The organism is Nostoc sp. PCC 9305 (assembly GCF_963920915.1).
Classification (GTDB): Bacteria; Cyanobacteriota; Cyanobacteriia; order Cyanobacteriales; family Nostocaceae; genus Nostoc.
Map to the genome: position 1 here is coordinate 52,029 of NZ_CAWUDN010000037.1, position 14,594 is coordinate 66,622.

Genomic DNA, 14,594 nt, shown 5'->3' on the forward strand with positions numbered 1-14,594 from the left:
TATTAGCCCCAGTCAGGGTCACTAATAATCTTTTAGTCTAGGTCTATTATCCACAATCCATTATCCCACTTCCAACCCCAAGAATTCATATTATGACGTTCAAGTTCTGACATATTAGTATAAGTTTTCAAAGACTTATCCTCTACATAAATGATACCCGGCTCGTTTATCTCTGAGCCAATACCAACATAAGCTGATTCATCGTACTTAACAATTAGGTTTAATCCGCTTGATAAGCGTTGGATTGTTGACATAATTTACTACTGTTTATCTAACTCAACCATTTCTTCAATTTTCAAATAATCGGAAAATTCTAGCGGTTTTAACTCACTTAAAAAGCCTTTTTATTGTAAATGGACATTTACAATTTAGTTCTTTTTCTATCAACTCAGCATTTAGGTGATATTCTTGACACACAGCATCAAAACATCTTCAGTGGTTAATTCGAGATTTTGATCTAATTCCCAAACTCGCGCTTCTATTAAGTAGATTCCACCTCCGCTTATTTTTGTTGTTTACGTATTGAACCGAGATACGTGTAATTGATCTTGAGGACTGTTTTCACGTTTTTTAGCAAGTGCAACAAGAGTCAAAATTGACTTGACTTCATTATTCATCTTGCCAGTAATCAGTTGGTTATATAAATATGCAGCTTCTTCTAGTGAAAAAGCTGATGGATTAGCAGCAGCATTAGCCTGATGACCACTTTCCCAACCACCCATGCTGGAAAAAATATCATACCTAACAAGAGGACGATTTTCACCGCCTATATTAAACCACACGCAACTACACTCTCGATCAATATCAATCGAAATTATTGGAGGAATACATGGCCAAGATTCAACCAGCTTTGACCAATTTTTAAACCCAGCATAATTTTCACTGTTGATATTCATTTTTGATTTCTCTCCCTTGTATTTGATATTTAGACAGTCTCTTCAACACCTACGGTTGGTCAAACCAGCTTAAGTTAGGATTTGCCCCGTGTTTTCGTCGGTCAGCCTCAGCACAAGCTCTACCATAAATTTCATCCCAACCACGAAGGAAATCTTTTTCATAAGATTCTAAATCCCCATACGGTACAGCCATTTCTCGCTCTAAAGCTTGTAATAACTCTTCAAAAGTCTGAAAATATCCAGGCTCGATTGAGATTGCTTCAAAGAAACTCAGCCAATTATTTTTAAATTCTTGACGCAATAGTCGCAATGCTTCAACATTCATCTTCTTCAAAGATGGAGTCAGTGACAATCGCGCCCGATCTAACTCTTGAATAAATGCTTCAATATGCTGCTTTGCTTTTTTGTACTCAGGTGCAAGCTCCTCTAGCTGCAACGATGCCAAGTAGCGTTCGCAAACTTGCTCTTTATCCTCAACGGTCGATACAACTGGTGATAACGCCGCTTCTACACGTTCTATTAGTTCAGTTGCCCCATTGGTGTCTGGGTTTATCTTGCCCAAAAATTTTTGACGGTAAACGGCACTCAGCCTTTCTACAACAGGTTTGATACCAAGAGCAATCCTGACGTGGGTAGTTTCATAAGGGGCTTTGTGGCCACGCCCACCTTTGGCTATTGAGTCAGTCATAAACTTGTTAACAGCTTATACTCATTAGAGCATAAACTTGTTAACATCTTTTGGATAACCTTGTTAACAATTTTTAAATTTCTCTTGTATTTAAACTAAAGAGTTTAGTTTGCCCTTGGTGTCAGCTACGCTATATTTACCTCTATAAGGATGAAAGTGGAATTCGCTGAAAGCTAGGTATAGTAACGCTTTTCAGACCATCTTGCAGGTTTTTACACGTATCTCGGCTCAATACCTTGATTGGGGTAAAAAGGCGATCGCGAGTTTTCCAGACGCAGCGATCGCCTTATTTTTGTTGGTCAGTTTGTTGTGCTTGCACAACACTCTCAATCTAGAATTGGCGAAGCCTTATAAAAATGTTCAGGGGTAAAGCGTATTAATTGATGTCAAAACACCAGACAGCACAAAGCTGTAGAGAAGATATTGGATTTATCGTGCCCTCTGTACAGCCATGTCGAAACAATTGAAAAGGCGATTACATACTGAGGAGTAATAATCGCCTTAATTCTGAAAAGATTGAAGTTTTTACAACCAGTTTTTAGACTTGGTGGGTCATCGGAATCATCTCGCGGTGGCTTGGCCATTACAAGTTTTAGGCTGCGGCTGCTTATCCCGCCGGCTATTGGTTTCTAATAGTTTTGTTGCTAATTCAATTTGATTGGTTTGAGTTTTGAGCGCTTCTTCCTTTCTCCCAGAGGCATCGCGCTCAATTCCTCTGTTGTATATATAATTTACAACACCATGTTGTATTATGTCAATAGAGTTTTGCATATTTCTTGTAAACTTTCAGGATTGATTACTAACGCTGGAAATAACTTCCAAATAGGTACATCAAGCGCATTACAAATAGCAAACGCATCTTCTTTGGAAATTGATTCTGGTCTATTTCCAGGGTTTGCCCATTCAAGGTTTTGGATAAAAGTATTGCTGCGACCAGCTTGAATCGCTAATTTATCTCGGCTAGTTTTACCCCGTAGTTTTCTCAATCGCTGTGCTGTTTCTTCATCCCAAGTAAAACGAGATACATAGGACAGTTTCACAAAGCAGACCTCCTCTGTCATTTAGCTCTCCTCTAATTTACAACACCAAATTGCACTTTTAGAGTTTTTTGATTACACTGAGGTAGTGATAACGCAAAAGCGATCGCCAGCCCGGAAGCAACGCGATCGCTTTGCAAAACTCATTTACAAAAAGTAAGCCAATTATAATGCTGACACACTTTTGACGTGTTTCAGAAATCAACTAAATGTCCCAGTATAGGCTGTTCAAAATCTTCTTAAAATCACATCTACCGTTCACACCCAATCCCATCCCCATCTCGGTCAAACCCATGAGGATCGGGTGGCAGTACTTTAAACCTTCGTTGGCTAATATCTTGGCAATCTAAGTCTGGTGAATTCTTTGGAATGCAAAAATCTGGATAAGAGGGATCACAGTTATTCTGTTGCTGCGGTTGAATCGCCTGTGAAGTTGTCTTTTGGGTAGCTCTGTGGCGGAAGTCCCAAGGCATTACAGGATTGGACTGACTCCAAAATGCTAAACGCTGTTGTTTGGCGGTGTTTTCACCTTGCAACAGACTATCTCTAGACTCTGGACAGCCTTTGAGATACTGGCGATACACTACACCTGTCCCTCTTGCACCATATTCATATTGATACTGCGATTACCAACAAACACCTCTGCAACTAAGCGCTTGTATTTGTCAGTTTCTACAGCGCGTATGGTGATTGCTTGTCCTACTGGGAGCAATTGTTTGAGTCTTGTTGATGATTGTTGTCCCCAAGGGTTTTGCTTCATCTCTGGTGCATCAATGCAAGCGAGGCGGACAGTCACAGTTTTGTTACCAGTTCTTACTCGTATGGTGTCACCGTCACCTACGCTTACGACTGTAGCGGTAAGATTGTTGGCAAATACGGGTAACGACATTTGAGCTACAAGCAGAACGCTAATTGCAACAAAGGGAATTTTCTGAAGCATCTGTAGTAATAATCACTATATAATACTTATGATGCCCAGAGAACTAATTAAAAGTAGCGAATAAAACCAGTAACGTTAGATTGATAACCCAAATTGTTAGTTAACTTGGGGCTGCTCTTTTGTTGCAACTGAGTAATCGTCATACACTAACATTGACTAAATCAATATCAGCAAGCCATATTGTTCTGCTTTGGGCAGACACTTCTTCTAAAATTGGAGAGCGCCACTCTACCCCATAAAGCCAATTATCTTTGAGGCTAAAAATTCCTTGAATAATACGGCGTGTCGGCTGTTCACCGAAATCAACCTCAACTATATCCCCCAATTTAAAAGTTGGAGTAGAAACAGTAGACTTTTCTAGTAGATTTGTTCTATGAAATTCTTGTTCAGCTAAGTAGAGAGTTTCACTCTGGCAAACAATTGCATAAATCCATTGCTGTCTTTCCCACTGAACACCACAGCAGTAGCCTGACAAGTCTGAGATTGGCAACAAAACTTTTTCTAACATTCTTACTGCTACTGGAGGCATGGTCTGACCCCACTCAGGAGAAATATGCCAACAGGATTCTAAAGCGGTAATTTGGTTAATCATCTGGGGATGTTATTCTCTTTTTTATACATACACTCACTTGCTTCAGTCCGATCCGGAATATAATTTAAATTTCGGTAAGCTAAGGCAACAGATGGGAATTCAAACCCAATCAATTCGAGAGCCTCCCAATTTGAGAAAACTTTACTGATACACTAATTCTCAATTAGTATAAAATTGTTTTGGCAGTAGCGATCGCCTGCTCCACACTCTCCACAATATAAACATTTTCTGGCGACAGTTTTTTAAAGAAAAGTTTACTTTCTTCATCATTATTCAACAAAATTACTTGCTTATTTGCTTTCAAAGCTAGAGCAATTTCTGAAGCGGTTCCTGCACCCATCCCGCAAGCAATTACCACATCACTCGTAAGAACGTTAATATTGTTCCTAGAATTACCCATGTCTGTGAAAATAGCAATATCCACCCAAGAGGACATACCATCCTGATTTTCACCTGGAAGAATACCAATAGTTAAACCATCAGCAGATTTTGCACCTTTACTTACTGCATCCATTACCCCTACATTTCTACCACCAGTGAGTAAAACCCATCCTTGTTTGGCAATAAGTTGACCTAATATATAAGCATCTTGTAAATCATTTGCTGTCGCATTTTCTCCTCTCCCCATAACCCCAATAATAATTCTTCGCATAAAATTTCAGATGATACTGGTTTTGGGCAAAAAGTCAAAGCTTTCTCCATAAAAGGGCAATTGGCTGAGGCGTTAGGAAGATAGAAATCGCCTTCTTAAGGCAGTGAAGCGCTTTTGCCTCACTTTAGTAGCTTTATTGCCTGCTCATCCAAAAAACACCATAAGCACTGTTCTCTAACTCAGCCGATTTCTTGGAGAATCGTAAATGTACAATTTTACTGTTATGCATAACCTAATTATATGGACACGATTAAATACGTTCTGACTGAAAACCAAATGCCAAAAGCTTGGTACAACATCCAAGCTGACTTGCCACAAGCCTTACCACCAGTTTTAAATCCTGCTACTGGTAAGCCAATTACACCAGATGAATTATTACCTCTGTTGCCATTAGCGTTGATTGAGCAAGAAGTCAGCCAACAAAGATGGATTGAAATACCAGATGCAGTCCGCTCTATTTATTGCCAGTGGCGACCAACTCCTCTTTATCGTGCCCGTCGTTTAGAACAAGCTTTAGATACGCCTGCCAAAATTTACTACAAATATGAGGGTGTTAGTCCCTCTGGAAGCCACAAACCGAATACTGCGGTCGCCCAAGCATACTACAACAAACAAGCTGGAGTGAAAAAGTTAGCTACTGAAACCGGAGCCGGACAGTGGGGATCATCTTTAGCTTTTGCCGGTGCGCTATTCGGTTTAGAAGTCTTAGTTTATATGGTAAAGGTTAGCTACCAGCAAAAGCCTTACCGTCGAGCTTTAATGGAAACCTACGGCGCGAAGGTCGTTGCTAGCCCAAGTACTCAAACCCAAGCCGGACGTAAAATTCTTGCACAAAATCCCAATAGTAATGGCAGTTTGGGGATTGCTATTAGTGAAGCTGTAGAAGTAGCTGCTGCTGATGAACAAACTAAGTATGCTTTAGGTAGTGTTCTCAATCATGTACTGCTACATCAAACTGTGATTGGTCAAGAAGCATTGACTCAATTAGAAATGGCAGGAGATTATCCTGATATTGTTATTGGCTGCACTGGTGGCGGTAGCAACTTTGCTGGAATTGCCTTCCCATTTCTCGGTGCTAAACTGCGAGGAGAACGAGATATACAAGTAATAGCTGTCGAACCTGCTGCTTGTCCATCATTGACTCGTGGAAAATATGCTTACGATTTTGGTGATACTGCCCACTTAACCCCACTTACCAAAATGCATACTTTAGGTAGTAGTTTTGTTCCCGAAGGAATTCATGCTGGAGGCTTGCGCTATCACGGTATGGCTCCCCTTGTTAGCCATATTGTAAATTTGGGATTAGTTGAATCACGTGCTGAATACCAACTCGCTTGCTTTGCTGCTGGATTAACTTTTGCCCGTGCAGAAGGAATTTTACCAGCACCAGAAGCTAATCATGCTGTCAAAGCAACAATTGACGAAGCTCTACTCTGCAAACAAGAAGGAAGAAGCAAAACTATCCTGTTTAATCTTTGCGGTCATGGACATTTTGATATGCAAGCTTATATCGATTATCAAGCTGGACGGCTTGTTGATACTGAATATAGTGCAGAAGAAGTGGCAATGGCTCTGGCAGGATTACCTGTAGTTGATTCGTGACCCAACAATTCCCTTTCCCTATTCGCAGTGACGCTCGAAACAAGCATACAGTTGAACCAACAAGCGATCGCTTGGAACAGGCAATATACTGGTACTATGCCGAAACTTCCAGAGTGCGATTGCTGTCTCTTATACTCACATAATCCTCACTTTATCTGTACCGTTCACCCTAATGGGTCAGTTGCTGACAGATGCTTGGACTTTCGAGAAAACCCCAACGCCGAACCAGTAGAACTATGGGAACCAGAAGGAGCCACTTATTATAACGGCGAGTTAATTGTGCAACCACAACAGCGGTGGACACAACAGCAAAAACTGGAGTTACTTGATTGGCATCCGATGTTTACTGGTAGATGCCCCCAGTGTAGTGCTGAATTTGATCGGGACTGGTCAGCACGGGTGCATTGGGACTGTCAAAATCCAGAGTGCGGATGGATGGATGATACTGTTTAGAGCGTTCACCCTTGACGTTGGCGTAGCAATCGCTCTAATTACTTCCTTGCGCTTAATGCCTGCTGACTTAATTGCATCACAATATTTTGGGGTAATGGGTCTATGACAGCATCAGTCGGCAGAGATTTAATAAAAGCTGTCACCTCTTCCCCAGTTTTATATTTCCCTTCGCTCCAAGCATCAGCAATCTGTTTCGCTACCCGGTCAGCATCATCAGGGTTCGCATGGGCGGTAATACATTGAATATCATTACCTGTAAATGATATCCATGTCTGCCAAAGTCCCGTAACTGGATGCTGTACAATGCCTGTAGTCAGTTCATTGTCCTCAAACACTGATTTTTTCTTTGGGCCACCGAATCCTTTAAACATAGCTGTATTTAGTAAACGCTATTTTAAAATGCCCAAAATCAACACAGCGATCGCTCTATTAAGCTGCTAACAGGTTTGACTCCATCCAGTTGTGGGCGATAATCTACTGGTTTGTACATTCCCATTAATCACCTTGGAACCCAACCAGCTAAATTTATTTTCTGATTTGACCGTCACACCAGCACGCAGAGCAGAGACACTGGTAATGAGTCTTGAGGCGCTGTTGAAGTGGAAATCTCAGATTTTTGAATATCAGCAGAAGGTGAGAGAGAACAAACCACCACAGCAGACGACGTTATTCAACCTTATCCCAAAACACTGCGACCCAGACGCGATAGCTCCTTTTACTCTGCCCTTGCAATCAATGGCGTTTTATCGGATGCCAACAGATGCGGGTAACGCCGCTATTTATTTTGTGATTGATAATGCCATGCCCTTGCTGTTGTATGTTGGTGAAACAAGACGATCTGGTAAACGGTGGAAAGGTGAGCATGGATGCAAGCAATATCTAGATAGTTACCATTCACTACATCATCATTATGGACTGCAACGGGAAGTGAGCATCGCTTTTTGGTGGGATACGCCTGTTGATCGACGCGCACGGCAGGAATTGGAATTGAATTTAATTTTGAAGTGGCGATCACCTTTCAATAAGGAGAACTGGGAGCGGTGGGGACAACCGTTTGGTTAGAAAAAGTAAAGTTTACTGTTATTCAATTTTTTACTTACTCCTGAACCATCAACTCTTGTAGGAACGCATCATTTATCCTTTGTGCCTCTGTCCCACTACTTTCCCTAATATCAAAAGCTTGCTGCACTATGGTTTGAACTGACTCTGGTAATGATTCAAATTTTTCCGAATTGAGTATGACGAGGCGGCAACCAGGATAAGGCATAAAATCAGTAAACGGTTCCATCCCCGATGTAATCAGAGTTTTGCTAAGTTCGGCGATGGGATGATGAGGCTTTTGGTTGTCCTCACTGCGGTTGATTTCTGATGCCATATAGCCGCAAAACCAACTCAAAGTGTCAATATCTTTCTGCAATGCTGCCAAAATCCCCGTTACTACTCGTTGGTTGAGGTTGACAGGTAGATTATCAAAGATGCTGTCTAGGTCTTCTGGGTGTCGCTTGTGGCAATAACGCACCGCAGATTCAATAAGTTTATCGATTTTGGTGGATTGGGGTTGTCCAAATCCCTTTGCACACATGGCACTGCCTCAAAATTTACGTGCTGGAAGACGCGATTTTAACAGAAACAGATTTGTTGGTACGGGAGTAATACCAGAATTGTAGTAACGTCACTCCCTAAGAAGCAGCCAAAGTTTCATAGTCGATTCGATACTTGAATTAATCGATTGTGGCTTTGCAGTGGTTGGATTGCCAGTGGTAAAGCAATTAATCTATGGCGCTACTTTTTCTTTAAACTGTTTCCCAGCAGAGAATGCAGGCACTTTGGTCGCTGGGATAGTCATTGGCTCATTGGTTTTCGGATTACGCCCTTCGCGTTCTGAGCGATCGCGTCGCTCGAATGAGCCAAAACCAATAAGCGTTACCTTATCCCCGTCAGCTACAGCCTCGGTAATGACTGACAAAAAAGCACTAATGACTTCATCGGCTTGCTTTTTTGTAATGTTGGTCTTTGCTGCTACAGCATCCACTAGTTCACCTTTGTTCATAAATCGCCCTGAATCATTGCAATTAATCGAAATCTAGCATTTTTACCTCTTATTCAGAAAGGGGAAAAGGAATAATTTCTAGCAGCATACGAAAATTAACAATGCACGGCTACTGCTGATTAGACAGTCCAACCCCATCACAAAACCGCACAGATCCCTTGTTTCATCACCTTTGTCGCGTAGAATAAATATGTTGACTGGTTAATAGTCGCCAGCACAAAAATCCTAATTCGCTACATCTAATTCCACAGTTACTGGCTGTTGTTCTTCCTTTACAGCACCCAGTAACTCAATAAAAGCGTCAATTACCTTGGCTGCTGACTGCCTGTTTTCAACTTATCAAGAATTTTTCTAACCTTTTTGCTTCGCCTAATGTGACTAAAATTGTTATCGGTTTAAACTTGTCTAACGTCAACTGTTTTGCAGAGGTAATACAGATGTGGGAATGTTGCAAGTGCCATGAGCAGAATGAAGAGACTTTCTCTTTCTGCTGGAGTTGTGGTACCTCAAACGATGGAATTGAGGACAAGTCATTCCAGGGAGTTGACGAAATTGCTCCTTCTCGCATTAAAGGCCAGCCAGTCTTCGTAACATCAACAGGGCTAGCTGAGTATCCAGAACAACAACAAGTTGAACTTTTGGCGTGTGTTAAATGTGGTTCTGAAAATATAATTCCAAACGTTCGTATTCTCACCCACACAGAAGAGTTTAAAAAGGATCTGCAAGTAGAAATTTACGAGAATCCAAAAGCGCTCATATTTAAAGGAACTCACACTGGGACATTAACAGCATATATTTGTGGTCAGTGCGGTTATACAGAAATGTATATCAGCAATCCACAATACTTACTCAATCAGTACAAGAAGAATAAGAAAATTTAATTACCAATGTTTGCTTATTACCCTTATTGACTTATCCCTGGTCTTGTATTTAAGGAACTTGCATTCCGCGTTGCACAGCCGGACGTTGCTGCACCATGTCCACCCAGCGTTTGAGATTTGGGTAGTTGTCGAGTGTTAAACCCTGAAATTCATAAATTGCTACCCACGGATAAGTTGCAATATCAGCAATAGAATAGTCACCACAGATAAATTCATTGTCTTGCAGTTGTTTATCTAAGACACCATAAATGCGTAAAGTTTCCTTTTCATAACGTTCGATGGCATAAGGAAGTTTTTCGGGTGCAAAGCGTTTAAAGTGGTTAAGTTGCCCAAACATTGGCCCGACTCCTGCCATTTGGAACATCAGCCACTCTAGTACTTGAAAACGGCTTTTTTGTTCAGTGGGTAAGAGTTTACCTGTTTTTTCAGCGAGGTAAATTAGAATTGCACCCGATTCAAAAACTTTAATCCCAGTTTCTTGGTCAACAATGGCAGGAATTTTACTATTGGGATTGATGGCGATATATTCAGGTGTAAATTGCTGTTGTTGAGTAATGTCAATTTTGTGGACATCGTAGGGCAATTCGACTTCTTCCAGCATGACGGAAGCTTTGCGTCCATTGGGCGTGGTGAAGGTGTAGAGATCAATCATCTGCTGCTATCCCAAAATCTTGACATTTTCCGATGGTAGTCTAGCTTTGATTGAGAAATTAGGCTATTAGCCGATAGAGAGATAACAGCAATACTGAACACGTGGGCGATCGTTTTTTTTTCGCTTATCCGTCTGGACACTAGCTCTTAAATACTAGAGTGGTAAAACTTGCTAGAGTAGATTTTTCATGATTGAAATAGGCGTAAATAGGTAAACCAAAATTTTCAATAATAACGAATTTACTACGTTTAAGTTTTTGCTCTAGCTAGTTTTGCCACGCTAGCTTTTAACAGCCCAGCCATGCCCCAAGACTTTTCCGGTCAAAATCTCAGAGGTCGTTCTTTTCGAGGTCAAAACTTGGCTGGGGCAAACTTTAGTGGTGCGGATATTCGAGGAGCAGATTTTACAGGTGCTATTTTAATGGGAACTAATTTTAGCAATGCAAAAGCTGGACTGCAAAAGGGTTGGGCTAGTTTTCTAATTTGTGTTTCGTGGTTGCTCTCTGGAATTTCAGGATTTTTCTTAGCCATCACTGGAGGCTTGATAGTTTCTGTATTTAATAGCTCAACTTTAGAGACTAAGGTTTCAGGCTGGACTGCCTTAGTCGTTGCCCTCATCGGAGCCGTCGCCCTCGCCTTAGCCTTCGCTTTCGCCGTCGCCCTCATCGTTGCCTTAGCTTTAGCCTTGGATTTAGCCGGAGACTTTTCCTTCGCCGTCGCCATCGCATTAGCCGTTACCTTAGTGGTTGCCATCGCTCTCGTCATCGCCTTAGTCTTCGCCTTTTCCTCCGCCGTCGCTTTGCCCTTCGCCATTACCGTTGCTGTTGGACTCGTCGTCACTGTTGCATTAGGACTGGACTTAACCAAAGCCTTAACCTTCGCCATTGCCTTGGTCTTCGCCGTCGCTGGAGCCGTTGCTGGAGGCTTAGTTTTCGCCATTGCCTTGGTTTTCATCTTAGCTAGAAGTGGAGCCGAATCCATCATCTTCCTCGCAGCGGCAGGTCTATCCTTCGTCGTCACCTTCGCCATCGCTTTTACCGTAGCTATACTTAGTATTTACATTGCTAGGAGGGCAATGAAAGGAGATGAAAAATATGCCATTATTCGCAACATTGCTGTTGCTTTGGCAACCTTTAGTGGTACAAGCTTTCGCAGCGCTGATTTAACTGATGTTAATTTTACAGGAGTCATACTTAAAAGTACGGATTTTAGAAAAGCTATTCTGACTCGTACTTTTTGAGCAAGAATATCGATAGTTAAAGTTAAGTTCTGCATCTGTAACCAGCTTTTCGTTTTAGAAGTTCGCGTGTGCCAAAAATAGGGCTAATGCAGTTATTTAATTTGCCAAATATGTATAATGCTATCCTCATTGCTACTAACAAGGGTTTTACCATCCCGGCTCAGAGCAAGCCCTAAAACAGAACTGGAACCATCTTGAAAGGTATGCAATGGCTTTAAAGTCTCTAAGCTCCACAGTTTAATACTGCCATCATAATTGCCGCAAATCAGAATTTTTCCATCGGGGCTAATGGCAAGAGATTCAACTGAACTAAAATTATCACTAAACTCATGCAGCAGTTTTCCAGTTTGAAGATTCCATAACTTTAGGGTACTAATCGCACGATTTCGAGAAACTAGCTGACCAAAACTACCACTAACAAGCTTTTTGCTATCAGGAGTAATGGCAATAGCATCAACTCCGGTTTTGTGCCCTTTGAGAATATGGCGTGTTTTTTTAGTTTGTAAATCAATCAGCCTAATTGTATTATCTTCGCCACCCCCAGTACTCACAAGGGTTTGCATATCAGGGCTGAATGCAACTTTACTCACAAATCCTGAGTGTGCAGGAATGGTATCAAGCAGCTTAAGCGTGTGTAAATCCCAAAGCTTGATTGTGCCATCGTCACTGCCACTAGCAATCAATCTACCATCTGAACTAATCGCAACGGTTTCTACTGGTTGGGTATGCCCACTGTCGCTGTTAAACATAAGGAAAGTGCGTAAATCCCAAACCTTCATTGTTGGGGTGCTTATCCCACCAGTTACAATTTGCTTACCATCTGGACTAATAGCTATTGAAGTAATACCATCTGAGTGAGCGTCTAAACTACGCAGTAATTTCCCAGTACGTAAATCCCAGAATTTAATTGTATCATCTCTACCTCCACTAAGCAGGGTTTTCCCCGAAGGGCTGATCGCAACTGCTCGAACACCAAAAGTCACTTTTTTATGCCCAGTCAGTGTGTGAACAAGTTGAATCTGTGGTTGTAACTGAGTAATTGTACTCTTGTCTATGGGAAGATTTGAACTAGAAGAATGTACATCAATACCAGTGATGTTTACTGCAATTGCTAAAACTATAATGACTGGTCTGGATTTGAGAAAATGCAATAATTTCATGGTGCCAAGGAACGCAATTACCTAACATGACCTGAGTTCGGGATAAGAAATCCTCAAAAGCTTTGATTTATCGTTGTTCTGTCTAAAGCTCTGTTTTCATCTATTGTCAATAAGACATATTGCTGAGATTAGTTTCATTTGTGAACCTTATTGACAAAATAATTCCACTTTTATCCCTGCTTTGATCAATTCCAGTTTTATTCAATCCTGACAGAATAAGCTTTTTAGCTTCTGGCTTAACCCGAAATCAGGTTAACATGGTTCCCATTTGATGGGGCGTAATCGCACCTAATCTGATAGACCACAGTCAAATACGGGGTATAAATTAATAATCTAAATACGGTTTCCTAGTGATTAAAAAAATTATCATTTATCATCGTTTCAATCACAATCCCGCCAAACCGAGCTTCATCAGCGCAGCATTTTACCCCATCAATATAGCAAATATGGCTTTCGTACTTCTCTTTAGTTTCAGTTATAACTCCCTCAAATCCTCCACTCATTGAGGTATTAAAGAAACTCAACTTTCGTCCTTGAGCATCACTTGCTTTGCCATAGCAAGTATTACAAACTGCGCGTGGATATCTTGAAAAATATCGAGTTGGGGTCGAACAGATTGGGCAAGGATGAAATTCAGTATTACTCATATATTTTTTACTTGAAAAACTCCATCTTGTGACTTGGAGATTACTTGTATAATATTGTTTTATTTAATGTCTTAACTCTTAATCTAAACAAATTCTGGCACAAATGAGCGAAATACTTCTTGTAGTAGATATGCAAAATGGTTTTATGCCTGAGAAATGCAGACATATTATTCCTACTGTCATTAAACTAATTGAGCGCTTTTTAGACGCTGGTAAACTCGTTGAATTCACAAAATTTATCAACACTGCTGACAGTAATTATGTGAAGCTAATTCATTGGTCAAGCTTGATACATGAACCAGAGACGAGCATTATTGATGAACTTCAGCCATATATACATAATATTTTTGATAAACCATATTACTCTGCATTTACGGAAAATTTTTCGAGTTTTATTTTGATTAATCAAATCAGCAAAATATATCTTTGTGGAGTTGAAACTGATAGCTGTATTTTCAAGACAGCAATTGACTCTTTTGAGCGCGGTATTGAACCAGTAATTATCGAGGATGCTTGCTTTAGTGCTGGTGGTCAGCAAGCGCATGATGCAGGTATTTTCTTACTCAAACGTAATATCGGAAAAAACCAAATTCAGATGAGTAATCAGATTCTTGAGAAGATATCATAAGCTGTTCCACAGAAACTATCCATTGTGAGAAAATGTTCACTTGACTTCAAATAGGCACAGCTTCAAGGAGTAACAGCGATGGAAACGCGATTTTTAGGAAAGTCCGGTCTTAAGATTTCGGTTCTCAGTTTCGGTACAATGACATTCGGTGGTAGCGACTTTTTTCAAGAAATTGGGGCGACTCAGGTAGACGAGGCGCAGCATCTGATTGATATTTGCCTTGATGCAGGTGTCAACATCTTTGACACAGCAGATGTTTACTCGAATGGACTTTCTGAGGAGATTCTTGGTAAAGCCCTCGGAAAGCGTCGTTCTGATGTAATTATTGCAACTAAGGCTTATGGTCGTATGGGAAAAGGAGCAAATGATACTGGATTGTCACGTTATCATCTGATTCGAGCCTGTGAGGACAGCCTACGTCGATTAACCCTCTTTTGTCACTCTAGGCAGAGGAAAAATAGAAATAAGGGATATTGA

The 14,594-nt window shown here is 40.9% G+C and carries 22 protein-coding genes; 8 read left to right on the forward strand and 14 right to left on the reverse strand.

Features of this window, described 5'->3' with window-relative positions; translation table 11 throughout:
• Positions 1 to 32 precede the first annotated feature (32 nt).
• From ACM0OX_RS16015 to ACM0OX_RS16025, 3 genes are all read right to left on the reverse strand, one after another.
• Positions 33 to 254: a hypothetical protein gene (locus ACM0OX_RS16015; RefSeq protein WP_414516048.1), complete on the reverse strand. Its 222-nt coding sequence runs from the start codon at positions 252 to 254 to the stop codon at positions 33 to 35.
• A gap of 261 nt (positions 255 to 515) precedes the next feature.
• Positions 516 to 896: a hypothetical protein gene (locus ACM0OX_RS16020; protein WP_414516050.1), complete on the reverse strand. Its 381-nt coding sequence runs from the start codon at positions 894 to 896 to the stop codon at positions 516 to 518.
• A 49-nt stretch (positions 897 to 945) separates the two neighbouring features.
• Positions 946 to 1,584: a hypothetical protein gene (locus tag ACM0OX_RS16025; protein ID WP_414516051.1), complete on the reverse strand. Its 639-nt coding sequence runs from the start codon at positions 1,582 to 1,584 to the stop codon at positions 946 to 948.
• 202 nt (positions 1,585 to 1,786) lie between these two features.
• On the opposite strand from ACM0OX_RS16025, the gene ACM0OX_RS16030 reads away from it, so the two are divergent.
• Positions 1,787 to 1,954: a hypothetical protein gene (locus ACM0OX_RS16030; RefSeq protein ID WP_414516053.1), complete on the forward strand. Its 168-nt coding sequence runs from the start codon at positions 1,787 to 1,789 to the stop codon at positions 1,952 to 1,954.
• A gap of 379 nt (positions 1,955 to 2,333) precedes the next feature.
• Here ACM0OX_RS16030 and ACM0OX_RS16035 read toward each other — a convergent pair whose 3' ends face one another.
• The 5 genes from ACM0OX_RS16035 to ACM0OX_RS16055 form a co-directional block, all read right to left on the reverse strand.
• The gene (locus ACM0OX_RS16035; protein WP_229475544.1) at positions 2,334 to 2,624 is read right to left on the reverse strand and encodes an XRE family transcriptional regulator; all 291 of its coding nucleotides are present in this window, start codon (positions 2,622 to 2,624) and stop codon (positions 2,334 to 2,336) included.
• A 248-nt stretch (positions 2,625 to 2,872) separates the two neighbouring features.
• Positions 2,873 to 3,205, reverse strand: a complete 333-nt coding sequence (locus ACM0OX_RS16040) for a thermonuclease family protein (RefSeq protein ID WP_414516055.1) — start codon at positions 3,203 to 3,205, stop codon at positions 2,873 to 2,875.
• The gene (locus ACM0OX_RS16045; RefSeq protein WP_414516056.1) at positions 3,205 to 3,561 is read right to left on the reverse strand and encodes a thermonuclease family protein; all 357 of its coding nucleotides are present in this window, start codon (positions 3,559 to 3,561) and stop codon (positions 3,205 to 3,207) included. Before ACM0OX_RS16045 ends, ACM0OX_RS16040 begins: the two co-directional genes overlap by 1 nt.
• A 139-nt stretch (positions 3,562 to 3,700) precedes the next feature.
• The gene (locus ACM0OX_RS16050) at positions 3,701 to 4,153 is read right to left on the reverse strand and encodes a DUF1392 family protein (RefSeq protein ID WP_414516058.1); all 453 of its coding nucleotides are present in this window, start codon (positions 4,151 to 4,153) and stop codon (positions 3,701 to 3,703) included.
• Positions 4,154 to 4,316: 163 nt separating this feature from the next.
• Positions 4,317 to 4,805: a TIGR00725 family protein gene (locus ACM0OX_RS16055; protein WP_414516059.1), complete on the reverse strand. Its 489-nt coding sequence runs from the start codon at positions 4,803 to 4,805 to the stop codon at positions 4,317 to 4,319.
• Positions 4,806 to 5,045: 240 nt separating this feature from the next.
• Here ACM0OX_RS16055 and ACM0OX_RS16060 point away from each other — a divergent pair, with 240 nt between their 5' ends.
• Both ACM0OX_RS16060 and ACM0OX_RS16065 read left to right on the forward strand, forming a co-directional pair.
• Positions 5,046 to 6,407: a TrpB-like pyridoxal phosphate-dependent enzyme gene (locus ACM0OX_RS16060; RefSeq protein WP_414516061.1), complete on the forward strand. Its 1,362-nt coding sequence runs from the start codon at positions 5,046 to 5,048 to the stop codon at positions 6,405 to 6,407.
• Between the two features lie 27 nt (positions 6,408 to 6,434).
• Entirely contained in the window at positions 6,435 to 6,860 is a 426-nt protein-coding gene (locus ACM0OX_RS16065; protein ID WP_414516063.1) for a hypothetical protein, read from the forward strand.
• A gap of 38 nt (positions 6,861 to 6,898) precedes the next feature.
• Here ACM0OX_RS16065 and ACM0OX_RS16070 read toward each other — a convergent pair whose 3' ends face one another.
• Positions 6,899 to 7,231, reverse strand: coding sequence for a hypothetical protein (locus ACM0OX_RS16070; protein WP_414516065.1), 333 nt, complete (start codon positions 7,229 to 7,231; stop codon positions 6,899 to 6,901).
• 91 nt (positions 7,232 to 7,322) lie between these two features.
• Between ACM0OX_RS16070 and ACM0OX_RS16075 the strand changes: the two genes are divergently transcribed.
• Positions 7,323 to 7,922 carry a GIY-YIG nuclease family protein gene (locus ACM0OX_RS16075; protein ID WP_414516066.1) on the forward strand — a complete coding sequence of 200 codons (600 nt, stop codon included), beginning with the start codon at positions 7,323 to 7,325 and terminating at the stop codon, positions 7,920 to 7,922.
• Positions 7,923 to 7,956: 34 nt separating this feature from the next.
• Here ACM0OX_RS16075 and ACM0OX_RS16080 read toward each other — a convergent pair whose 3' ends face one another.
• Together ACM0OX_RS16080 and ACM0OX_RS16085 are read right to left on the reverse strand one after the other, a co-directional pair.
• Positions 7,957 to 8,442, reverse strand: coding sequence for a hypothetical protein (locus tag ACM0OX_RS16080; RefSeq protein ID WP_414516068.1), 486 nt, complete (start codon positions 8,440 to 8,442; stop codon positions 7,957 to 7,959).
• Positions 8,443 to 8,634: 192 nt separating this feature from the next.
• Entirely contained in the window at positions 8,635 to 8,910 is a 276-nt protein-coding gene (locus tag ACM0OX_RS16085; RefSeq protein ID WP_414516070.1) for an HU family DNA-binding protein, read from the reverse strand.
• A gap of 374 nt (positions 8,911 to 9,284) precedes the next feature.
• On the opposite strand from ACM0OX_RS16085, the gene ACM0OX_RS16090 reads away from it, so the two are divergent.
• A complete protein-coding gene (locus ACM0OX_RS16090; protein WP_414516072.1) occupies positions 9,285 to 9,791 on the forward strand; it encodes a hypothetical protein in 507 nt (168 codons plus the stop codon).
• A 49-nt stretch (positions 9,792 to 9,840) separates the two neighbouring features.
• Here ACM0OX_RS16090 and ACM0OX_RS16095 read toward each other — a convergent pair whose 3' ends face one another.
• Entirely contained in the window at positions 9,841 to 10,443 is a 603-nt protein-coding gene (locus ACM0OX_RS16095) for a glutathione binding-like protein (protein WP_414516074.1), read from the reverse strand.
• Positions 10,444 to 10,743: 300 nt separating this feature from the next.
• On the opposite strand from ACM0OX_RS16095, the gene ACM0OX_RS16100 reads away from it, so the two are divergent.
• Positions 10,744 to 11,682 (forward strand): pentapeptide repeat-containing protein, encoded by a 939-nt coding sequence (locus ACM0OX_RS16100; protein WP_414516075.1) that lies wholly within the window; start codon positions 10,744 to 10,746, stop codon positions 11,680 to 11,682.
• Between the two features lie 92 nt (positions 11,683 to 11,774).
• Here ACM0OX_RS16100 and ACM0OX_RS16105 read toward each other — a convergent pair whose 3' ends face one another.
• The gene (locus tag ACM0OX_RS16105) at positions 11,775 to 12,842 is read right to left on the reverse strand and encodes a WD40 repeat domain-containing protein (RefSeq protein WP_414516077.1); all 1,068 of its coding nucleotides are present in this window, start codon (positions 12,840 to 12,842) and stop codon (positions 11,775 to 11,777) included.
• Positions 12,843 to 13,189: 347 nt separating this feature from the next.
• Complete coding sequence (locus ACM0OX_RS16110; RefSeq protein ID WP_414516079.1) at positions 13,190 to 13,489, reverse strand: hypothetical protein; 300 nt, start codon at positions 13,487 to 13,489, stop codon at positions 13,190 to 13,192.
• A gap of 103 nt (positions 13,490 to 13,592) precedes the next feature.
• On the opposite strand from ACM0OX_RS16110, the gene ACM0OX_RS16115 reads away from it, so the two are divergent.
• Positions 13,593 to 14,117, forward strand: coding sequence for an isochorismatase family cysteine hydrolase (locus tag ACM0OX_RS16115; RefSeq protein ID WP_414516081.1), 525 nt, complete (start codon positions 13,593 to 13,595; stop codon positions 14,115 to 14,117).
• A gap of 78 nt (positions 14,118 to 14,195) precedes the next feature.
• On the forward strand, positions 14,196 to 14,594 hold the full coding sequence (locus ACM0OX_RS16120) for an aldo/keto reductase (protein WP_414516083.1): 399 nt from the start codon (positions 14,196 to 14,198) through the stop codon (positions 14,592 to 14,594).